This window comes from Corallibacter vietnamensis (genome assembly GCF_039537875.1).
GTDB lineage: Bacteria > Bacteroidota > Bacteroidia > Flavobacteriales > Flavobacteriaceae > Corallibacter > Corallibacter vietnamensis.
Genome location: NZ_BAABBI010000001.1, coordinates 151,204 through 172,691 on the forward strand (window position 1 = coordinate 151,204; position 21,488 = coordinate 172,691).

19 protein-coding genes, 1 tRNA gene and 1 pseudogene are annotated in these 21,488 nt (G+C 32.9%); 13 read left to right on the forward strand and 8 right to left on the reverse strand.

Annotation, left to right across the window (positions count from 1 at the left end; all coding sequences use genetic code 11):
* Position 1: 1 nt before the first annotated feature.
* Positions 2-631, reverse strand: a complete 630-nt coding sequence (rsmG, locus tag ABD690_RS00765; RefSeq protein ID WP_344726042.1) for a 16S rRNA (guanine(527)-N(7))-methyltransferase RsmG — start codon at positions 629-631, stop codon at positions 2-4.
* A gap of 146 nt (positions 632-777) precedes the next feature.
* Between rsmG and ABD690_RS00770 the strand changes: the two genes are divergently transcribed.
* Both ABD690_RS00770 and ABD690_RS00775 read left to right on the forward strand, forming a co-directional pair.
* Positions 778-1,878, forward strand: coding sequence for a fatty acid desaturase family protein (locus tag ABD690_RS00770; protein WP_344726044.1), 1,101 nt, complete (start codon positions 778-780; stop codon positions 1,876-1,878).
* 16 nt (positions 1,879-1,894) lie between these two features.
* The gene (locus ABD690_RS00775) at positions 1,895-3,088 is read left to right on the forward strand and encodes a pyridoxal phosphate-dependent aminotransferase (protein WP_344726046.1); all 1,194 of its coding nucleotides are present in this window, start codon (positions 1,895-1,897) and stop codon (positions 3,086-3,088) included.
* A gap of 50 nt (positions 3,089-3,138) precedes the next feature.
* Here ABD690_RS00775 and ABD690_RS00780 read toward each other — a convergent pair whose 3' ends face one another.
* The 3 genes from ABD690_RS00780 to trkA all read right to left on the reverse strand — a co-directional run bounded on the left by ABD690_RS00780 (position 3,139) and on the right by trkA (position 6,436).
* Complete coding sequence (locus tag ABD690_RS00780) at positions 3,139-3,402, reverse strand: hypothetical protein (RefSeq protein WP_344726048.1); 264 nt, start codon at positions 3,400-3,402, stop codon at positions 3,139-3,141.
* Positions 3,403-3,591: 189 nt separating this feature from the next.
* Positions 3,592-5,085, reverse strand: a complete 1,494-nt coding sequence (locus tag ABD690_RS00785; protein WP_344726050.1) for a TrkH family potassium uptake protein — start codon at positions 5,083-5,085, stop codon at positions 3,592-3,594.
* Position 5,086: 1 nt separating this feature from the next.
* Positions 5,087-6,436 carry a Trk system potassium transporter TrkA gene (trkA, locus tag ABD690_RS00790; RefSeq protein ID WP_344726052.1) on the reverse strand — a complete coding sequence of 450 codons (1,350 nt, stop codon included), beginning with the start codon at positions 6,434-6,436 and terminating at the stop codon, positions 5,087-5,089.
* A gap of 136 nt (positions 6,437-6,572) precedes the next feature.
* On the opposite strand from trkA, the gene ubiE reads away from it, so the two are divergent.
* Positions 6,573-7,298, forward strand: coding sequence for a bifunctional demethylmenaquinone methyltransferase/2-methoxy-6-polyprenyl-1,4-benzoquinol methylase UbiE (gene ubiE, locus ABD690_RS00795; protein ID WP_344726054.1), 726 nt, complete (start codon positions 6,573-6,575; stop codon positions 7,296-7,298).
* A 4-nt stretch (positions 7,299-7,302) separates the two neighbouring features.
* Positions 7,303-8,016, forward strand: coding sequence for a type IX secretion/gliding motility protein PorT/SprT (gene porT / locus ABD690_RS00800; RefSeq protein ID WP_344726056.1), 714 nt, complete (start codon positions 7,303-7,305; stop codon positions 8,014-8,016).
* On the opposite strand, the gene ABD690_RS00805 is transcribed toward porT, so the two are convergent.
* Positions 8,003-8,734: a TrmH family RNA methyltransferase gene (locus tag ABD690_RS00805; RefSeq protein WP_344726058.1), complete on the reverse strand. Its 732-nt coding sequence runs from the start codon at positions 8,732-8,734 to the stop codon at positions 8,003-8,005. The two genes, porT and ABD690_RS00805, sit on opposite strands and share 14 nt — an antisense overlap.
* A 191-nt stretch (positions 8,735-8,925) precedes the next feature.
* On the opposite strand from ABD690_RS00805, the gene tamL reads away from it, so the two are divergent.
* The 3 genes from tamL to accD all read left to right on the forward strand — a co-directional run bounded on the left by tamL (position 8,926) and on the right by accD (position 13,493).
* A complete protein-coding gene (tamL, locus tag ABD690_RS00810; protein WP_344726060.1) occupies positions 8,926-11,451 on the forward strand; it encodes a translocation and assembly module lipoprotein TamL in 2,526 nt (841 codons plus the stop codon).
* A 50-nt stretch (positions 11,452-11,501) separates the two neighbouring features.
* A complete protein-coding gene (gene fbaA / locus ABD690_RS00815; RefSeq protein ID WP_344726062.1) occupies positions 11,502-12,569 on the forward strand; it encodes a class II fructose-bisphosphate aldolase in 1,068 nt (355 codons plus the stop codon).
* 66 nt (positions 12,570-12,635) lie between these two features.
* Entirely contained in the window at positions 12,636-13,493 is an 858-nt protein-coding gene (gene accD / locus ABD690_RS00820; RefSeq protein ID WP_344726064.1) for an acetyl-CoA carboxylase, carboxyltransferase subunit beta, read from the forward strand.
* A gap of 49 nt (positions 13,494-13,542) precedes the next feature.
* On the opposite strand, the gene ABD690_RS00825 is transcribed toward accD, so the two are convergent.
* Complete coding sequence (locus tag ABD690_RS00825) at positions 13,543-14,391, reverse strand: hypothetical protein (protein WP_344726066.1); 849 nt, start codon at positions 14,389-14,391, stop codon at positions 13,543-13,545.
* 184 nt (positions 14,392-14,575) lie between these two features.
* Here ABD690_RS00825 and rpsO point away from each other — a divergent pair, with 184 nt between their 5' ends.
* From rpsO to rpe, 6 genes and pseudogenes are all read left to right on the forward strand, one after another.
* Positions 14,576-14,845: a 30S ribosomal protein S15 gene (rpsO, locus tag ABD690_RS00830; RefSeq protein WP_106686917.1), complete on the forward strand. Its 270-nt coding sequence runs from the start codon at positions 14,576-14,578 to the stop codon at positions 14,843-14,845.
* 164 nt (positions 14,846-15,009) lie between these two features.
* Positions 15,010-17,250, forward strand: coding sequence for a polyribonucleotide nucleotidyltransferase (locus ABD690_RS00835; RefSeq protein ID WP_344726074.1), 2,241 nt, complete (start codon positions 15,010-15,012; stop codon positions 17,248-17,250).
* Positions 17,251-17,538: 288 nt separating this feature from the next.
* The gene (proC, locus tag ABD690_RS00840; RefSeq protein ID WP_344726076.1) at positions 17,539-18,345 is read left to right on the forward strand and encodes a pyrroline-5-carboxylate reductase; all 807 of its coding nucleotides are present in this window, start codon (positions 17,539-17,541) and stop codon (positions 18,343-18,345) included.
* A gap of 1 nt (position 18,346) precedes the next feature.
* A pseudogene (locus tag ABD690_RS00845) lies at positions 18,347-18,493 on the forward strand (glutamate 5-kinase); the annotation flags it as partial.
* 201 nt (positions 18,494-18,694) lie between these two features.
* Positions 18,695-19,558 carry a sigma-70 family RNA polymerase sigma factor gene (locus ABD690_RS00850; protein ID WP_053971370.1) on the forward strand — a complete coding sequence of 288 codons (864 nt, stop codon included), beginning with the start codon at positions 18,695-18,697 and terminating at the stop codon, positions 19,556-19,558.
* Between the two features lie 233 nt (positions 19,559-19,791).
* Positions 19,792-20,451, forward strand: coding sequence for a ribulose-phosphate 3-epimerase (rpe, locus tag ABD690_RS00855; protein WP_344726083.1), 660 nt, complete (start codon positions 19,792-19,794; stop codon positions 20,449-20,451).
* Positions 20,452-20,454: 3 nt separating this feature from the next.
* Here the strand turns inward: rpe and ABD690_RS00860 are convergent, their stop codons facing one another.
* Together ABD690_RS00860 and ABD690_RS00865 are read right to left on the reverse strand one after the other, a co-directional pair.
* Positions 20,455-21,297 carry a zinc-dependent peptidase gene (locus ABD690_RS00860; protein WP_344726085.1) on the reverse strand — a complete coding sequence of 281 codons (843 nt, stop codon included), beginning with the start codon at positions 21,295-21,297 and terminating at the stop codon, positions 20,455-20,457.
* Positions 21,298-21,388: 91 nt separating this feature from the next.
* Positions 21,389-21,462: transfer RNA gene (locus ABD690_RS00865), tRNA-Arg, on the reverse strand.
* Between the last annotated feature and the right edge of the window lie 26 nt (positions 21,463-21,488).

The following is a 21,488-nucleotide window of genomic DNA, read 5'->3' on the forward strand; positions in this document are numbered from 1 at the left end:
TTTAACCCTTAAATTTCATAGGTAAATGCACTACTTTTTTTGTGTCGAAAAAATCTTCGCTATAAAAATCAGTAATGTTATATATAGTTGCAGACTTATAATCTTGAAGCTCTTCAGATAAATCACCTCCTTTAAGGTACAATATCCCATTTTTAAGTTCGTGATTTTGTCTTTTAGCTATTTTACCTTTTACCCAATGTACAAATGTAGGCATTGCAGCAACAGCTCTACTTACTATAAAATCATAGGTTTCATTTATTTCTTCTACGCGTGTATGTGTTGTTTTTACATTAGTTAAACCTAATCCATCAACAACCTCATTTACCACTTTAAGTTTTTTAGCAATACTATCTACTAAATGAAATGAACAATCTGGATACAAAATTGCTAAAGGAACACCTGGAAAACCACCACCAGTACCAACATCCATAATTTTCGCACCAGAATTAAACGGCATAACTTTTGCAATAGCTAAAGAATGTAAAACATGTCGCAAATACAGCTCATCTATATCTTTTCTGGAAACAACATTTATTTTTAAATTCCAATCTTGGTATAGTGATTCAAGCTTTTTAAACTTTTCAATTTGATCATCTGTTAAGTTTGGGAAGTATTTCTGTATAAGCTCCATATTGTAAATTTTTGTGCAAAAATAGCTAATTTCTTGTGCATTTTTTTGTGAAAAGTTTATTAAGATACCATCATATATTAATTATATTTGCCAAATAGTATCATAACAATATTTTATTTTCGTTATGCTATTAAAAAAACAATGCAATGACAAAACAAACACTTTCATTTTCACGTAATGATTCTGCTAAATTTTTCAGAACGCTTAACAAACGTGTAAATGCCTATTTTAAAGAAAACGACATAAAAAGAACAGGAAATTGGAAACTTTGGTTAAAAACCATTGTAATGTTTTCTATATTCTTAACACCATACTTTTTAATACTTACACTTAACATCCCTGGTTGGACACAATTACTTTTAACAATAGTTATGGGTGTTGGCATGGCTGGTGTTGGTATGAACGTAATGCATGATGGAAATCACGGTTCTTTTTCAAATAAAGAATGGATAAACCGTATAATGGGAAGCAGTATATACATACTTGCAGGAAATGTATACAACTGGCAAGTACAACATAATGTTTTACATCATACATATACAAATATTCATGGGCATGATGAAGATTTAGAAGCTGGTAGAATTTTACGTTTTTCTAAACATTCTGAATGGCATTGGCACCATAAGTTTCAGCACTACTATTCTATACTATTATATGGGTTATTAACTATCAACTGGGCAATTACTACAGATTTCCAGCAAATGCACAGGTATATGAAACGAAAGTTATCATACGGAAAGTTCCCTAATCCTTTAGCAAACTGGAGTAAATTAGTTATTTCAAAACTTATTTATGTTTCTATCTGGATTGTTTTACCTATTGTACTTACAGACATTGCTTGGTGGAAAATTTTACTAGGTTTTTTTGTAATGCATTATACTGCAGGATTAATTTTAAGTATCGTTTTTCAATTAGCACATGTTATTGAAGATGCTGAAATGCCTTTACCAGAAGAAAATGGCACTATGAAAAACACATGGGCAATTCACCAACTTTTAACAACTGTAAATTTCAGCACTAAAAACAGAATTGTTAATTGGTTTACAGGTGGTTTAAATCATCAGGTAGAGCACCATATTTTTCCTAATATTAGCCACATACATTACACTAAAATTTCTAAAATAGTGAAAGAAACAGCTAAAGAATTTAACTTACCATACAACGAATACAAAACAACACGTAAGGCTATAATGGCTCATTTTAGATATTTACGCGAAATGGGAATGAAACCAGCCGTACAAGCTTAACAATACTTTTTTTTTAATGAGCAACCAACACCAACTATCTGACAGAATTAATAGCCTACCAACGTCTGCAACTTTGGCTATGGCTGCAAAAGCAAGAGAATTAAAAGCTGAAGGCAAAGATATAATCGGGTTAAGTCTAGGCGAACCTGACTTTAACACACCTGGTTATATTAAAGATGCAGCTATTCAAGCTATAAACGACAATTACAACTCTTATTCACCTGTTGATGGATATGTTGAATTAAAAGAAGCTGTTTGCTTAAAATTTAAACGCGACAACGGTTTAGATTACAAACCAAACCAAATTGTAGTTTCTACTGGCGCAAAACAATCTATTGCTAATGTTGCTCAAGTTTTATTAAATCCAGGTGACGAAATTTTATTACCTGCGCCTTATTGGGTAAGCTATTCTGCCATTGCAACGCTATGTGAAGCTACTTACAAAGAAATTCCGTCGACTATAGAGAATGACTTTAAAATCACACCAGAGCAATTAGAAGCTGCAATTACACCTAAAACTAAAATGATTTTTTTCAACTCGCCTAACAACCCGAGTGGAACCATTTACAGTGAAGCTGAATACAAAGCGCTAGCTGCTGTTTTAGAAAAGCACCCTAATATATACATCCTATCAGATGAGATTTACGAACACATTAGCTATGGCACAAAAAGCTTTAGTTTTGCAGCCATACCTAGCATGTATGATCGTACCATAACTGTAAATGGATTAGCAAAAGCTTTTGCTATGACTGGTTGGAGAATAGGTTACATTGGTGCTCCAGAATGGATTGCAAAAGCTTGTACGAAAATGCAAGGTCAAATCACTTCAGGAACCAACTGTATTGCACAACGTGCCGCTATTACGGCGTTGACCGAATCACCTTCGCGTGTACAGTTTATGGTTGATGAATTTAAAACAAGAAGAGAACTCATACTAGATTTACTAAATGACATTGAAGGATTTAAAACCAACATACCAGAAGGTGCTTTTTATGTATTTCCTAATGTATCACACTATTTTGGTAAAACATTACGAGGTAAAACTATAAATAACGCTACCGATTTCTCTTTATTTTTACTAGAAGAAGCATTAGTAGCAACCGTTACTGGAGAAGCTTTTGGAAACCCTGATTGTATACGTATTTCTTACGCTGCAAGCCAAGAACAAATTACTGAAGCTTTAAAAAGAATCAAAGATGCTGTGAGTTAAAAAATAAAAACTCAAATAAAAAAGCCACTTTTAAAAAAAGTGGCTTTTTTTTATCCAAATATTATACAGCTTATTATGATTAGCACAATAACGATTGAACACACAACAATCTGTTTAATAAGTCGTTGTTTTCTTTCTTTTTGAAGTTTAACTTTAATAGTTTCAAGCATTTCTGGAGTTGCCTTTGGAAACTCTTTCATTTGAACACTAGCATAACTGCCACTTAAAGCATTTGCCTCTTTTCTTTTTGCCACTAAACTTCTATTATTCTTTAAAGAATTATTAGCAGTCATCATTGAGCCTTCTCCTCCCATAACTAAAGTAGTTTATAAGTTAAAAATTTTGCGTAAAAAGTCTTCTCAACAACCTGAAAAGGTTGTCAAGTAACGTTGATAAGTATAAAAGATAATATTGGAGTTTAGCCCAAGATGATCAGTTTAAGATCTAATTAAAAAGCTTCTTTAGTATATAAGTAGCAATAGTATTATAAATGTTACAAAGCGCTACCTATTTCTCCAAAAGAACGGCGTAAAAAGAATAAGAACCGTAAACAGTTCTAAACGCCCTATAAGCATTAAAAACGACGCCCACCACTTCCCTAACTCTGGTAAGGCAGCATAGTTATTTACAGGTCCAAAGCTCCCTAAAGCAGGACCTACGTTACCTAAACTAGACGCTGACAAACCTATTGAAGATTCAAAATTAATTCCAAACATAGAGAACACCAAAGCACCAACAATAAAGGATAACATGTATAAAATGAAAAAGGCTAGAATATTAAATACAATATCTCCTGTAACCGCTTTAGTATTATATCGAACTGGTAATACTGCATTAGGGTGAAGTGCGCGTTTAAACTCTAAAAAACCATTTTTAATTAGCACCAAATGCCTTACTACTTTTACACCTCCAGAAGTACTTCCTGCGGAACCACCTAGAAACATAAGACCAAAGAAAAACACGACTAAAAATGGTGTCCATAATGTATAATCTGCCGTAATAAAGCCAGTCGTTGTAACCACAGTTAAAACTTGAAACAACGCATGACGAAAAGCGCTTTCAGCACGCCCCCAAACCATAGGATGATCAATTGTAGATATAGATAAATCTGCTTTAAAATAAATAATTACAGCTGCTATAATTGTAAATATTGTTATAAACTTAAAATAAAGTTTAAGTTCTTCATCGTGTATAATTTTTTGAACTTTTCCTTTAAAAGCAAAGTAGCTTAAAACAAAATTTGTTCCAGCTAGAAACATGAAGAAAATAATTATGTACTGAATAATAGGCTCATTATTCCAGTAAGCAACACTTGCGTTTTTAGTTGAAAAACCACCTGTTGATAAGGTTGCCAACGAGTGATTAATGGCATCAAAAAACGACATTCCTGCCACTTTTAACAAAAGTGTTTCTGCTAATGTGTAACCTACATAAATAAGCCATAATCGCTTTGCTGTATCTGTTATTCTAGGATGTAGTTTATCTCCTCCAGGACCTGGTGCTTCGGCAGCAAACATTTGCATTCCTCCTATTCCTAATAATGGTAAGATTGCTATTGCTAATACAATAATTCCCATACCACCAATCCAATGTGTAAGGCTTCGCCAAAACAAAACACCTTCTGGCACAACCTCTATATCGTTTAATATTGTTGCTCCGGTTGTTGTATAGCCTGACATGGTTTCAAAAAATGCATCTGTAAAACTCGGAATACTTTCTGTTATAACATAAGGCAATGCTCCTGACAATGACATAATAACCCAACCTAAAGCTACAACAATATAACCTTCACGTTTATTCATTTCTTTCTTATGGGATCTGGTAACAAACATGGTTGTTGCACCAGATAGCAATGCTAAAATACCCGAAAGAAAAAGCCTAAAAGTAACGCCATCATTATAAATCAAACTTATCAATGTTGCTAATAACATGAAACCGCCGTTAAATAATAATAACAGTCCTAAAAAATGAAAAATGATTTTATAATTTAGTCGCATTCTATAAGAATAGTTTTTCTACTTGCTTAATAGACCTTGGCAAACCACAAACTACAACGCGATCGCCTTCTTGCACTTTAAAGCCACCTAAAGCTGTATAACCTTTGTCTTGACGAATAACACCACCTATAATTGCAGAACGAGGAAAATCTACATCTTTAATTTGCTTGTTGCAAATTAATGAGCTCGACTTTACTTTAAACTCTAATAGCTCGGCATTCATATTATTAAGCTTTGTCATAGCCACAACTTCACCTTTTCTTACATATCTAAAAATATTGTTGGCAGCTAGTAGTTTTTTATTTATCAAGGTATCAATACCAATAGATTGTGATAGCTCAAAATAATCCATGTTTTCAACCAAAGCAATTGTCTTTTTCACATTTTTTGACTTTGCCACCAAACAAGACATAATATTGGTTTCAGAGTTACCTGTTACCGCTATAAAAGCATCCATGTCTTTTATATTTTCTTCTTCAAGCAAGTCTACATTTCTACCGTCGCTATTAATAACAAGAACTTTAGGTAGTTCATCAGCTAGTTCAAAAGCGCGCTCTTTATCTTTTTCTATTAGCTTAATTTTAAACTTACTTTGACAAAGATCTCTAGCTGTTTTATAACCTATTTTACTTCCTCCTAGAATCATGACATTTTTTATCTCGGTATTGGTTTTACCTGTAATGCTACATAATTCTTCTGCACCACCTTCAGATGTAATAAAAACTACATTATCACCTTCTCTAAACTGTGTGTCTCCTCTAGGAATTATGGTATATTGTGTTCCAAAACGTTGAATTGCAATAGGCACAAAATGTATTTCAGGAAATATTTGAGCTGCTTCTTTTACCGTTTTACCAACAAAATTTGCTGTTCTAGGTAAGCTTAAACCAACCATAGTTAAGGCGCCATCGTCAAAGGCATAACTATCATTAAAAGCTGACTGATCTAGAGATAACCTAATTTCTGAAGCAGCAATAGATTCAGGAGAAATAAGCTCGTCTATACCAAACTTGGTAAAACCAACTTCTTCTTTATGACTTATAAATTCTGTGTTAGAGATTCTAGCAATGGTTCGCTTGGCCCCTAATTGTTTTGCCAATACACAAACTGTGATATTGGTAGTTTCTGAAGAGGTTACAGCAATAACCAAATCACTTTCTGAAACACGAGAGTCTTTTAAAATAGAAATAGACGTTGCGTCTCCTTTTACAACTTTGATATCTAAATGAGTATCTGCATAAAGTAGGCTATCTTTTTTAGTATCAATAAGAGTTATTTCTTGGGACTCATAAGATAGTAATTTTGCTAAATGAAATCCTACTTCACCAGCACCGGCAATAATAATTTTCATGTGTAGTTATACTATAAAGTAGTGCAAATATACTGCAAAATTTACGATATATATATTAATTCGTTAGAATACAAATATTTGTCGACAGATTGTTTAATGCAAGGCGAATAGCTTATATTTGCGAAAAAATTACATTTTGTCAAAAGTAACTCCTTATAAAGATAGTAACCTAGGAAAGAAAGAACAGGTTACAAAAATGTTTGATACTATTTCTGGTGATTATGATGGTTTAAACCGTGTTATCTCTTTTGGTATAGACATAAAGTGGCGTAAAAAAGTTGTTGAAATAGTAGGCCGTAAAAATCCTGACACTATATTAGATATTGCTACTGGAACTGGTGATCTAGCTATAAACCTAGCTCAAACTAAAGCAAAAAAAATTGTTGGCTTAGATATAAGCAGCGGTATGCTTGAAATTGGAAAACAAAAGATAGAAAAAAAAGGCCTAAATAGTACTATTGAAATGGTATTGGGTGATTCTGAAAACATGCCTTTTGAAGACAATACTTTTGACGCTATAACCGTTGCTTTTGGTGTGCGCAACTTTGAAACTTTAGAAAAAGGGCTTGCCGAAATATACAGGGTTTTAAAACCAAACGGCACATTTGTAATTCTGGAAACATCTGTTCCTACAAAAACACCTTTTAAACAAGGTTATAATTTTTACACAAAAAATATTTTACCTGCTATTGGTAAGATTTTTTCTAAAGACAGAAGTGCTTACAAATATTTATCTGAATCGGCATCTGTTTTTCCTTACGGTGAAGCCTTAAACAATATTTTACGTAAAATTGGGTTTATAGATGTTAAAGATTTACCACAAACATTTGGCGTGGCCACAATCTATACATCATCAAAATAAAACTATGAAGCACATTCTTTTTATATGCTCCTTTTTGTTATTAACACAATCTGTTAACGCACAACTTTTCAGTAAAGAGCGAATAAGAAATCTTGACAATATTGATAAAAAAAGGCTATCCTATGGCTACACGCTTGGTGTTAATAGCTACTCATTTAATTTTGACTATGTTCAAGATAAAAAAGATATTTTAGTTGAGAAAAGCACAGGTTTTAACGTTGGACTTATTGGTAACTTAAGAATTAACGAGTATTTAGACCTTAGACTAGAGCCTACGGCTGTTTTTAACACCAGAACAATAACTTATGACGAAAGTTACTTTACTGGTTTTGAATACACAGATTCTGATTTAACCAGAGAAATAAGGTCAACATACATTCATATACCGTTGTTACTTAAAATTTCAACAAAACGCCTTAACAACTTTAAACCTTTTATTGTAGGTGGTGTTTCTACTGCTTTAAACTTATCAAGTAACGAAAATAATCCTGATGACAACAGTAATGGTCAGTTCAGAATTAAGAAAAACATGTATTTTTATGAAATTGGTTTTGGTATCGATTTTTATTTATACTTCTTTAAATTCACACCTTCTATTCGTGGTATTTTCGCTATTAATGATGAGCTAGTCAGAGATGTTGACCCAAATAGCCCTTGGACAGGAAATATTCACAGCATGAAAACTCAAGGTATATTTATAAATTTCACTTTTCAATAGTAGCCCGCTTAAACTCACTTAAAAGTATTGCTGTTGCAGTAGCTACATTTAAGCTTTCTGTGGCTTGAATATTACCAAATCTAGGAATTGATATTCTTGAATTCACAAGGTTTTCAACATCTTTTGAAATTCCATTTGCTTCGTTCCCTAAAACAATAATACCTTGTTTTGGAAGTGATTTTTTATAGATGTTTTCGCCATCCATAAAGGCTCCAAAAGTTTCAGTTTTACATGTTTCCAGAAAAACACTTAATGGCTTATAATTTATATTAACACGTGTTATAGACCCCATAGTTGCCTGAACCACTTTAGGATTGTAGCAGTCTACAGTTGCCTCGCTACAAACCAGATTTGTTATACCAAACCAATCACAAAGACGAATTATTGTACCTAAATTACCTGGATCTCTCACGTCGTCAAGAGCAACTATCAATTCATTTGTTGCAACAGGTTTGGGTTCAGGGATTTTAAATAGCGCTAAAGCTGTATTTGGTGATTTTAAAAAGCTTATTTTTTTTAAATCAGAATCTTCTATCAGTGTTTGATGTTTGGCATCAATATTGAAAGGTTCTGTGGTGTATAAATGATATAGCTCTATTGAAGATTGCAACAGTTCCTGGATGGTTTTATAACCTTCAGCTACAAACAAACCGTGGTTTTGCCTATATTTTTTTTGTTTTAAACTTGTTATAAGTTTTATTTGGTTTTTAGATAACATCAAATGTGTGTTTCTTTTTTTTGAATGATTAAAAAAATAGAATTATAATTTTATCCTAAAATCATATTTCAAATTATATCATTTTAATATTTTTCAGCGGAAATAGTGTACTTTTGGGTTTATTATGAAACACATAGCTTACCGCTCAAAAACAATACTTATATAATTACTAAATAATTAATACGTAATACTTGAAAATATTTTTATCAAAAATAGCATTATTTATTGTAATTACAGGATTTTTAGCGTCTTGCAACTCTGTAAAAAGAGTTCCTGCCAATGAGCATTTACTAACAAAAAACATCATTACTGTCAATGATAAAGTAAACAAAACTGAAACTATAAACAATTTACTTTACCAAAGACCCAACAGAAAACTTGCTCGTATACCTTTACGTCTATACATTTATAATTCTGCAAGGCCTAATATAGATTCTATAATAAATGCTGGAATTGATAAAAAACCTAAAAAGCGTGAACATTTAGAAAACTTCTTATCTAAAAAACAATTAGATAAATATGTTGAATCCCGAATTAACTTTAATAAGTGGTTAAAAAAAACTGGGGAAGCTCCTGTTATCATAGACGACAACAAAACTGAAAAGTCTACAAACAGACTTGAAGCATATTACTTTAATAACGGCTGGTTTAATGTTAAAGCGACATCTGAAACTGAAAAAGAAGACAACCAAAAAGCAGAGGTATCTTACTTTGTAAAAACCGGCGAACCTTATATTATAGATTCCTTATCTACTAAAATACTATCGCCTGTTGTAGATTCACTATACAAAATACAGGAACATAAATCACTTATAAAATCAGGAAAACAATACAAAACGGCTACATTTGAAAACGAAAAAAATAGAATTACAGACTACTTAAGAAATTCTGGTGTTTATCATTTTAGTGAAGATTACGTCTTTTTTGAAATGGATACCATAAACACAAACAAAAAAGTAAATGTAGAGCTTCAAATTGAAAATCGAGCCATCAGAATACAAGACACAACTATTAGAGAGCCTTTTAAAATTTACAACATTAAAGATGTAAATATATATCCAGATTTCTCTTATAGTAATAGAAACAAACCTATCTTAGATTCAACAACCTACAAAGGGTACAATTTATATAGCTATTCTAAATTACGTCACAGACCTAAAGCCTTAACAGATGTTGTATTTATAAAACCAAACGATGTTTTTAAAGACAGCGACAGGACAGACTCTTATCAACACATTAGCGAGTTACGAACCTTTAAGTATCCTAACATAGAGTATGTTGAAAACCCAGACACAACACTAACAGCAAATATCTATTTAACACCTTTAAAAAAATTCCAATTAGGTTTTAGCACAGAAGTTTCACAAAGTAACATACAAGCCTTTGGTGTGTCACTAAACCCATCGTTACTAATGAGAAACATTTTTAGAGGTGCTGAAACATTAGAAATTTCTGCATTCGGATCTATAGGAGCCTCAAAAGATGCATCAAATGGTGATGATCGTTTTTTTGACATTCAAGAAATGGGTGTAAACCTGAACCTAACATTTCCAAGAATATTTTTTCTTTTCAACACCGAAAAAATTATTCCTAAAAACATGTCTCCGAGTACACGAATCAGTTTATCAACATCGAGTCAAACCAATGTAGGTTTAGACAAACAGACATTTACAGGAGCTTTTAATTATAAATGGCGACCATCAAACACAGTAACAAACAGATTTGACTTGTTTAATATTCAGTATGTAAGAAACCTAAACCCTTCAAACTATTTTAATGTTTACCAGAATTCATTCAACACATTAAATGATATAGCTACAAACATAAATTATGTTAATCCAGGTGAACCATTAAATATTCCTGATCAAGCCCAAACATTTATAAACGAATCCTTAAGTAACAATCCACCTTCAGGATTAACAACAACAAACATTGCCACCATAAATAATATAGAAGAACGAAGACAGCGACTTACAGAGAATAACTTAATATTTGCAACAAGCTATAGTTTTATAAAAGATAAACGAGAGAATTTATATGACGAAGACTTTTCTATATTCAGATTTAAGTTAGAATCTGCTGGAAACTTCTTAACAGCCATTTCAAAATTAGCAGATGTAAACAAAAACATTGATGGCAATTACGAATTATTCAACGTAGTTTACTCTCAATATATCAAAACCGAGCTTGACTATATTAAGCACTGGGATATAGGTAGAAAAAATGTTTTAGCTATAAGAGCATTTGGCGGTATTGCAATTCCATATGGTAACTCAAACAGTATTCCGTTTTCGAAAAGTTTTTTTGCTGGAGGCCCAAATGACAACAGGGCATGGTCTGCTTACCGTTTAGGACCAGGAAGATCTAATAGTAATAACGAGTTTAATGAAGCCAACCTAAAACTCGCATTTAATGTTGAACATAGATTTAACATTTTTGAAGACCTACATGGTGCCTTATTTATAGATGCCGGAAACATCTGGAATGCTTTAGATAATGTAGAAGATGACAAAGCCACTTTTGATAGTTTTAGCGCTTTAGAAGACATTGCCGTTGGTTCTGGTTTTGGTTTTAGATATGATTTTGGCTTTGTAGTATTTCGTTTTGATATAGGTTTTAAAACCTATGATCCATCTTACGGAAATCAAAACAGATGGTTTAATGATTACAACTTTAGAAATGCTGTTTATAACATTGGTATAAATTACCCTTTTTAAGCCATTTAATTTTCTTATTTTTGCTTTTTAAACAAAATTAAATTTAAAAAATGGCACACAATATAAAACCTGGAGTTGCAACAGGAAACGAAGTTCAAGAGATTTTCAAGTTAGCAAAAGAAAAAGGGTTTGCACTTCCTGCAGTTAATGTAGTTGGTTCAAATACCATAAATGGCGTATTAGAAACTGCTAGAGACTTAAACGCTCCTGTGATTATTCAATTTTCTAACGGCGGTGCTATTTTTAATGCCGGTAAAGGATTATCAAACGACAATCAAAAAGCAGCTATAGCTGGTGCAGTTGCTGGTGCTAAACATGTACACTTAATGGCTGAAGCCTATGGTGTTCCTGTCATTTTGCATACAGATCACTGTGCTAAAAAACTATTACCTTGGATTGACGGTTTACTTGACGCTAGCGAGCAACATTTTAAAGAAACAGGAAAGCCTTTATATAGCTCTCACATGATTGATTTAAGTGAAGAGCCCATTGAAGAAAACATAGAAATATGTAAGCAATACCTTGAGCGTATGAGCAAAATGGGTATGACTCTAGAAATAGAATTAGGAATAACTGGTGGTGAAGAAGATGGTGTGGATAATACAGATGTAGATGATTCTAAATTATACACGCAACCAGAAGAAGTAGCTTACGCTTATGAAGAATTAAGCAAGGTAAGCAGTCAGTTTACAATTGCAGCTGCCTTTGGTAACGTTCATGGTGTATACAAACCAGGAAATGTAAAATTAACTCCAAAAATTCTTAAAAACTCTCAAGAATATATTTCAGAAAAATATGGTGTTGGTCATAACCACATCGATTTTGTTTTTCACGGAGGATCAGGATCTACAGTTGAAGAAATTAGAGAAGGAATAAGCTACGGTGTTATCAAAATGAATATTGATACAGATATGCAATATGCATTTATGAGCGGCGTGAGAGATTATATGAGTGATAAATCTGACTATTTAAAATCTCAAATAGGAAACCCAGATGGTGATGACGCTCCAAACAAAAAATATTATGACCCAAGAGTTTGGCTTCGAGAAGGAGAAAAAACTTTTGTAGAAAGATTAAAGAAAGCATTCGACGATCTTAACAACATAAACACACTATAATTCAAAGATAAATTACGATTTTCCTAAAAAAAATCGTTTATCATAAATCTAAAATCGTAAATCGATATGTCTTGGTTTAAAAGAAAAGAAAAAGGAATTCAGACTACAACCGAACAGAAAAAAGACACGCCTAGAGGCTTGTGGTATAAATCTCCTACCGGAAAAATAGTTGATACTAAAGAATTAGAACAAAACTTTTACGTGAGCCCAGAAGATGGTTACCACGTAAGAATAGGCAGTAAAGAATATTTTGAAATTCTTTTTGACGATAACAAGTTTAAAGAGCTAGATGTTAAATTAGAATCTAAAGACCCTCTAAAGTTTGAAGACACTAAAAAATATCCAGACCGTTTAAAAGCTGCTCAAGAAAAAACAAAACTAAAAGATGCTGTTCGTACTGCTGTAGGAAAATCTAAAGGGCAAGATTTAGTAATTGCTTGTATGGATTTTTCGTTTATCGGTGGTTCTATGGGTAGTGTTGTAGGTGAGAAAATAGCACGTGCTGCTGATTACGCCTTAAAAAACAAAACACCTTTCATGATTATTTCTAAATCAGGAGGAGCAAGAATGATGGAAGCCGCGTTATCTTTAATGCAATTAGCAAAAACTTCTGTAAAGTTAGCTCAATTAGCAGATGCTGGCATACCTTATATATCATTATGTACAGACCCAACAACAGGAGGTACTACAGCTTCTTTTGCCATGCTAGGAGACATAAACATTAGCGAACCTGGAGCTTTAATTGGTTTTGCTGGTCCTCGTGTAGTAAGAGATACTACAGGTCAAGAATTACCAGAAGGATTTCAAACATCTGAATTCTTATTAGAGCATGGTTTCCTTGACTTTATAACCCATAGAAAAGAGTTAAAAAACAAAGTAAATCTTTATATTGATTTAATTACAAATCAACCATTAAGAGCATAAAAAAAGCGAGCCAATTGGCTCGCTTTTTTTATCTTATATATTAAGAACTTTAAATAAAGATATTTATTACCGTACCACTTTCAAAAGTAAAGGCTGCTTGATTATCACAATTGCCATCACCATAATCTAATTCACCTGAAAACAAAGTTCGTTCCACTGACAAAACACCACTAACAAAGTAATAACATGTCATTTCTCTTCGTAAAGGCGTTACTATTTCATAATTGTGCGTATTTCCATTTACAAATCCAGAAGCCCAATATCCAGTTACCTCAAAAACATTATCAGTAAAAACACCACTACCAAAACCTTCAACCCATTCTCTAACAATTTGACCATCTCTTGTAGCTTCTACACCATTTGGCCAAGTAACCGTTAAGTTTACATTATGTGTAAATTGTGGGTTGCCGTTTACATTAGATAAAGTTTTTAAAATTGTATTGCTGCCTGACACTTGCTTATTATCAAAATAGAAATTGTTTAATACATAACTCAAACTAATTTCTTCTGCATCAATATCGCGTGTATAAGTCAACACAATTTGCCCTCTATAAAGATGCCCTCTTATTACACAACCTTGAGAACTAAAATCAATAGTTAATTCTCTAAAATTCTGTTCAGCATCAATAGTTACCGTAGCACATTCGGGCATTAATTTACTTGAGCCAGCTACACCTCTAGCTTCTTCGTCTTCTTGATTCTCGTATATCTCTATCATGTAATCTTCTATTGAAGCTGTAACAACATCCATATCAGATGATAAGATCATTTCAGAAATATCTTGGTCTTGAGACTGCATATTTACAGTGCTATTATCTTCATTATCACTACAAGATGTTAACACAGCTATAAATAACAGAAAACATAAAACACTTGCTTTTAAAAAAAATCGTTTCATACGCTTGAATTTTTAGATAGGTTTATTATTTATGCTAAAACATTTATAAAACGTAAAAGTTAGTAACAAAGTATTTTACGCTAAAAAAATACACTTACCAATTTAAAATAATAAATATTTACTATATTTGCCGCTCGAAAGAAAACCTTTCGTGTACATAACAATCATTTACAATAATATTAGAATGTATTTATCAAAAGAAAAGAAAGAAGAAATCTTCGCAAAACACGGTAACAGTAAAACAAATACTGGTTCTGCTGAAGGACAAATTGCATTATTCACTTACAGAATAAACCACTTAACAGAGCACTTAAAACAAAATCGTAAAGATTTTAACACAGAACGTTCTCTAGTAAAATTAGTAGGTAAGCGTCGTGCGCTTTTAGATTATCTTACTAAAAAGGATATCATGAGATACCGTGCAATTGTAAAAGAATTAGGATTAAGAAAATAATCAAAAAGAGGCTTCGCGCCTCTTTTTTTCATTTATAACAACTCATTCGTTTGAGTATAACTAACGGATTTTGAAGAAGCTAATTATAGTTTTTCATTGGTCAAAACAACAACTACACACAACAACAACACAACGACCATTGTTTAATTAGAATTAAAAAATTTATGATTCCACAAACTTACAAAGAGGTCATAGACCTTGGTGACGGTAGAGAAATCTCTATCGAAACCGGAAAATTAGCAAAACAGGCACATGGTTCTGTTGTTGTACAATCTGGTAAATGTATGCTATTATGTACTGTAGTATCTAACTATAAAGCTGCAGACGTAGACTTTTTACCATTAACAGTAGATTACCGCGAAAAATTTGCTGCTGCTGGACGATATCCAGGTGGATTCTTCAAAAGAGAAGCAAGACCAAGTGACGGAGAAGTATTAACTATGCGTCTTGTAGACCGTGTTTTACGTCCATTATTCCCAAAAGACTACCACAGCGAAACTCAGGTAATGATTCAATTAATGTCTCATGACCCAGAAGTTATGCCAGATGCTATGGCTGGTTTAGCTGCATCTGCTGCTATACAATTGTCAGACATTCCTTTTGAAACTCCAATCTCAGAAGTAAGAGTTGGTCGTATTAATGGAGAATTTATCATCAACCCAACATTAGCACAATTAGCAGAATCTGATATCGACATGATGATTGGTGCATCTGCTGACTCTGTAATGATGGTTGAAGGTGAAATGGATGAAATTTCTGAAGAAGAAATGACTGAAGCTATTAAAGCTGCTCACGAAGCTATTAAAATACAGTGTGAAGCTCAAACAAAATTAGCAGAAGCATTTGGTAAAAAAGAAACCAGAGAATACGAACCTGAAAGAGCAGACGAAGATTTAGCTAAAAAGATCCACGATATGGCATACGACAAAGTATATGCTGTAGCTAAAGCAGGATCTTCTAAACAAGAACGTGGCGCAGCTTTTGCTGAAATTAAAGAAGAAATAATCGCTACTTTTTCTGAAGAAGAAGTTGAAGATTATGGAGACTTAATCTCTAAATACTACAGCAAAGCAGAAAAAGCGGCTGTACGTGATTTAACTTTAAACGAAGGATTACGTTTAGATGGTCGTAAAACTACCGAAATTAGACCAATCTGGTGTGAAGTAGATTATTTACCATCTACACACGGATCTTCTATTTTCTCTCGTGGTGAAACGCAAGCATTAGCAACCGTAACTTTAGGAACAAGTAGAGAAGCAAATCAAATAGATATGCCATCTTTTGAAGGTGAAGAGCGTTTCTATTTACATTATAATTTCCCTCCATTTTCAACAGGAGAAGCAAGACCAATTAGAGGTACTTCTAGACGCGAAGTTGGACATGGTAATTTAGCGCAACGTGCATTAAAAGGTATGGTACCAGAGGACTGTCCTTATACTGTACGTGTAGTTTCAGAGATTTTAGAATCTAACGGTTCTTCATCTATGGCAACCGTATGTGCTGGTACTATGGCATTAATGGATGCAGGTGTACAAATGAAAAAACCTGTTTCTGGTATTGCAATGGGATTAATTACCGATACAGAATCTGGTAAATACGCTGTATTATCTGATATTTTAGGAGACGAAGATCACTTAGGTGATATGGACTTTAAAGTAACTGGTACTGCAGATGGTATTACAGCTTGCCAAATGGATATTAAAGTTAAAGGATTATCTTACGAGATTTTAGTAAATGCACTAAAACAAGCTCGTGATGGTCGTTTACATATCTTAAGCAAATTAACAGATACTATTTCTGAACCTAACACAGATGTTAAAGGTCACGCGCCAAAAATGGTAACAAGACGTATACCTAATGAGTTTATTGGTGCTTTAATTGGCCCTGGCGGAAAAAACATTCAAGAATTACAAAAAGAAACTGAAACAACTATCGTTATTAACGAAGACCCTGTTACAGAAGAAGGAATTGTTGAAGTTTTAGGCGTAGGATCTGAAGGAATTGATGCTGTTTTAGCGCGTATTGATGCCATGTTATTTAAGCCTCAAGTTGGTAGCGTTTACGAAGTAAAAGTAATTAAAATGTTAGATTTTGGAGCTGTTGTAGAATATATGGAAGCACCAGGAAACGAAGTATTATTACACGTAAGCGAATTAGCTTGGGAACGTACAGAAAATGTTTCTGATGTTGTAAACATGGGTGACGTTTTTGATGTAAAATACTTTGGAGTAGATCCAAGAACTAAAAAAGACAAAGTATCTCGTAAAGCACTTTTACCAAAACCAGAAGGTTATAAAGAAAGAGCTCCAAGAGACAACAAAGGTGGAAATCGCGACAATAAAGGACGTGATAACCGTAACCGAGATAATCGTCGTGACGACAGAAAACCAAGAGAAGATAAGTAAAAACCCTTTTTCTCTTACTCAAATAACTAAAAACCTATCCATTTTGGATAGGTTTTTTTTATAAAATACACTGACATTATCTCACTTTCGGGACAAGATGTCACACATAAAAAAACCTCATATTTAGAGATTATCAATAATAACCTCCTAAAAATTAAGATACTCATAACCATTTCATCAATCATTATCATATTCGTGATTTTTTAAATCAATTTTAATTTTTGGCACTATCGCACAGTCCTTGAGGCTTAATAACACTGACAACAGAAGTTTAATTAAAATTTAATTATGAAAGTATTAGTAATAGGTGCCGGTAATATGGGCTTAACCTATTCCGAAGGTATGGCAGATTCCGTTCTTTTAGGAAAACAAAAATTAAGAATCTTTGATACCGATCCAAAAAAAATTGAAAGCTTAAGAGCTACACAAAAATTTGATGTTTACACATCGCTAGATGATGCCTTACCTAAATCTGACATTGTCTTTCTAGCTGTTAAACCTTATCACAGTGAAGACCTTTTTAAGGATATGAAACCGCTTATAAATGATGAACAAATTTTTGTATCACTTATGGCTGGTGTAAATATAGAGACTATACAAAAAGAGCTTGGCATACAAAAAGTAATAAGAACTATGCCAAATCTACCTGCAAAGGTTGGTAAAGGTGTTACGTCATATACAGAAGCAAATGCTGTATCTCGAGTAGAGCTACTTATGATAAGGCAACTTTTAGATACAACAGGTACGTCAATACATGTTACTTCAGAAAAATTTATAGATGCATCAACTGGTATTTCAGGAAGTGGACCTGCTTATGTTTTTTACTTTATGCAATCAATGCTAGAAGCAGCTCAAAAAATGGGATTTTCGGATTACGATTCAAAAATTCTAGTAAGCAATACCTTTGAAGGCGCTATTGAACTATTTAATCAATCAAATATTTCTCCTGAACGCTGGATTGATAAAGTTGCCTCTAAAGGCGGTACAACACAAGCTGCAATTGATAGCATGGAAGACAATAATGTAAAACAACTTATTCAAGACGCTGCTTATGCTGCTTTTGATAGAGCTGTAGAACTTGGTAAAGACAAATAACATGCAAGACACTATAAAAAGAATTGTTGTTAAAGTTGGAACCAACGTTTTAACAAACAAAGACAAAAGAATTTTAGGCCCTGTTTTAAGAGAGCTTGTTAGACAAATTTCTGTTTTATACGAGAGAGACATTATAGTAACAGCTATAAAAATGCATTAGCGATAGTAGTGACATCCTTTTGTAAAACAAAAGATATAACGAATAGCGCGACTTTTCCTGTTTACTTTAAACAGGAGAAGGAATGCCCTGAAAAAAAATTAAAGTTTTTTGTAACAAAAAGAGAACCTATTACGTATAACCATATAGACAAAGTAATATTCACTTAATTATTTACAGGAGCATTTTTAAATGAGACAACTTAAAATTACGAAGCAGGTTACTAACAGAGAAACAGCTTCGCTAGATAAATATTTACAAGAAATTGGTAAAGTTGACTTAATTACTGCAGACGAAGAAGTAGAATTAGCACAACGCATTAAAGCTGGAGATCAAGTAGCTTTAGAGAAGTTGACAAAAGCTAACTTACGTTTCGTGGTATCGGTAGCAAAGCAATACCAAAACCAAGGATTAACATTACCAGATTTAATTAATGAAGGTAATTTAGGATTAATAAAAGCGGCACAACGTTTTGACGAAACTCGTGGTTTTAAATTTATCTCTTACGCTGTTTGGTGGATTCGTCAATCTATTTTACAAGCGCTTGCAGAGCAATCGCGTATTGTACGTTTACCATTAAACAAAATTGGTTCTATTAATAAAATTAATAAAACTTTCGCATTTTTAGAACAAGCGCATGAGCGTCCGCCAAGTGCTGAAGAAATTGCAAAAGAGTTAGACATGACTATTAACGATGTTAAGGAGTCTATGAAAAATTCTGGACGTCATGTAAGTATGGATGCACCACTTGTTGAAGGTGAAGACTCTAACTTATACGACGTATTAAATAGTGGAGAATCTCCAAATCCTGACAAGGAATTATTACACGAATCATTACGCACAGAAATAGAGCGTGCTTTAGAGACATTAACTCCTCGTGAAGCTGATGTGATTCGTTTATATTTTGGTTTAGGAAACCAGCACCCTATGACTCTAGAAGAAATAGGCGAAACCTTTGATTTAACACGTGAGCGTGTAAGACAAATTAAAGAAAAAGCTATTCGTAGATTAAAGCATACTTCTAGAAGTAAAATACTGAAAACTTATTTAGGATAATATTGTTTGATTATCAAAAGTTGAATTAATTTCTTATATTCGGCTTTGTGTAAATTAAAACAATAAAAATTTCCTTAAACATATTTTTAGGTTCGTAATGTTTTTACGACTAAATAACCGTAACAACAGTTACAAAACATAACTGTTCGTTTTTTGATTGATGAAAGAACCCTCGGCTGATTACCGAGGGTTCATTTTTTTGCACTATTTTTGCAAAAAACAACAACACACTAATGAGTAAATTAATAGCACCTTCAGTTTTAGCAGCAGATTTTGCCAACCTACAACGCGATATAGAAATGGTAAATAATAGTGATGCCGATTGGTTTCACATTGATATTATGGATGGCGTTTTTGTTCCTAATATTTCTTTTGGAATGCCTGTTCTTGAAGCAATTTCAAAACACGCAAAAAAAACCATTGATGTTCACTTAATGATTGTAGATCCAGACAGATACATTAAAACATTTGCCGATTTAGGCAGTAACATACTTACTGTGCATTACGAAGCCTGCACACATTTACACAGAACCTTACAAGCTATAAAAGCTGAAGGCATGCAAGCTGGCGTAGCGCTTAATCCGCATACAAACATTAATGTTCTTGAAGATACTATAAACGATATAGACTTGGTATGCTTAATGAGTGTAAACCCTGGATTTGGCGGTCAAAGTTTTATTGAAAACACTTACGAAAAAGTAAAACAACTAAAAGCCTTAATTGAAAGAAAAGGTGCCTCTACCAAAATAGAAATTGATGGTGGTGTAACTAACAAAAATGCAAAAGCGCTTGTTGATGCTGGCGCTGACGTTTTAGTTGCTGGTAGTTATGTATTTAAAAGTGACAACCAAATAAAAACTATTAAAGATTTACGAAAAATAGCTAATTCGTAACACTTAATATCCTTTAAAATTAAAATTGAGCATTTGCTTTATACTAACGTAAATGCTTGGAAACTGACTTTTGAATTCTTGCGGTGTCTCTATAAAATTTTCAATAAGAACCGCAATGAATTCAAATTGATTAGTAAAGGCATAGTCTCTAAAATACTCTGAACTAATCAATCTATTTTTTAAGGACTTATTGTCTGATAACATCGCTGTAAGCTTACTAAAACCATCTACAAATATAGTAGCACTTACATCTTTGTTTTTTAAGCTATTTAAATGAATTGCATGAGCAAACTCATGAATTCCTAAATTTAAATTATCATTGGTTACATCGTATCCTTCTAAAAAATGTTCCCAAGAAAAAACAAGCGTCTCTAGTTTTGGATTGTATTCACCTTTATGATGTGATTCATTAGTGTTTGAATAAAATATTGATGGATAAACTATAATATGCTTTACACCTCTTAAAGCATAATCTCTAAACCCTAGTGTTAGCATAATTGATGTTGCAGATATTAAAACAATCATATCATCATTTACAACTAATCCGTCACGCCCTACAATATTTTTACGTTTTATAAATTTTGCTAAACGGTGCTGAAATACACGTTTATTCTTTTGAGAAAGTTTACTATAAAAAGGAAATTGCGTCTCTAAAACTTTTAAGTGAGGTTTTGAAAGCTTGCTAAAAGGAGGCATCAAAAACCTATAAAGTGGTCTTTTAGCATACATAACATAAACCATATCAATCATATTAACAATGGCATAAAAAACTAAAAACACCAAAGCTATTAGCAAAATAGCTAACATTATTAATGTTTCGTTAGGTAAATCTGGGAGTTCTATCATAAACTAAACACATACTAACATCTTACTAAAACTATTTATAAAAAACATTAAAGCTGCATGATTTTTAATATGCAGCTTTAATATTCATTCGTGACCTCGAAGGGATTCGAACCCCTAACCCTCAGAGCCGAAATCTGATATTCTATCCAGTTGAACTACGAGGCCTCAAATTTCTAATTTATTAGAAATTC

Coding starts and splice junctions, on each gene's coding strand:
- rsmG (WP_344726042.1), bottom strand. CDS start 631: ATGGAGCTTATACAGAAATACTTCCCAAACTTAACAGATGATCAAATT.
- ABD690_RS00770 (WP_344726044.1), top strand. CDS start 778: ATGACAAAACAAACACTTTCATTTTCACGTAATGATTCTGCTAAATTT.
- ABD690_RS00775 (WP_344726046.1), top strand. CDS start 1,895: ATGAGCAACCAACACCAACTATCTGACAGAATTAATAGCCTACCAACG.
- ABD690_RS00780 (WP_344726048.1), bottom strand. CDS start 3,402: ATGGGAGGAGAAGGCTCAATGATGACTGCTAATAATTCTTTAAAGAAT.
- ABD690_RS00785 (WP_344726050.1), bottom strand. CDS start 5,085: ATGCGACTAAATTATAAAATCATTTTTCATTTTTTAGGACTGTTATTA.
- trkA (WP_344726052.1), bottom strand. CDS start 6,436: ATGAAAATTATTATTGCCGGTGCTGGTGAAGTAGGATTTCATTTAGCA.
- porT (WP_344726056.1), top strand. CDS start 7,303: ATGAAGCACATTCTTTTTATATGCTCCTTTTTGTTATTAACACAATCT.
- ABD690_RS00805 (WP_344726058.1), bottom strand. CDS start 8,734: ATGTTATCTAAAAACCAAATAAAACTTATAACAAGTTTAAAACAAAAA.
- fbaA (WP_344726062.1), top strand. CDS start 11,502: ATGGCACACAATATAAAACCTGGAGTTGCAACAGGAAACGAAGTTCAA.
- accD (WP_344726064.1), top strand. CDS start 12,636: ATGTCTTGGTTTAAAAGAAAAGAAAAAGGAATTCAGACTACAACCGAA.
- ABD690_RS00825 (WP_344726066.1), bottom strand. CDS start 14,391: ATGAAACGATTTTTTTTAAAAGCAAGTGTTTTATGTTTTCTGTTATTT.
- rpsO (WP_106686917.1), top strand. CDS start 14,576: ATGTATTTATCAAAAGAAAAGAAAGAAGAAATCTTCGCAAAACACGGT.
- ABD690_RS00835 (WP_344726074.1), top strand. CDS start 15,010: ATGATTCCACAAACTTACAAAGAGGTCATAGACCTTGGTGACGGTAGA.
- proC (WP_344726076.1), top strand. CDS start 17,539: ATGAAAGTATTAGTAATAGGTGCCGGTAATATGGGCTTAACCTATTCC.
- ABD690_RS00850 (WP_053971370.1), top strand. CDS start 18,695: ATGAGACAACTTAAAATTACGAAGCAGGTTACTAACAGAGAAACAGCT.
- rpe (WP_344726083.1), top strand. CDS start 19,792: ATGAGTAAATTAATAGCACCTTCAGTTTTAGCAGCAGATTTTGCCAAC.
- ABD690_RS00860 (WP_344726085.1), bottom strand. CDS start 21,297: ATGATAGAACTCCCAGATTTACCTAACGAAACATTAATAATGTTAGCT.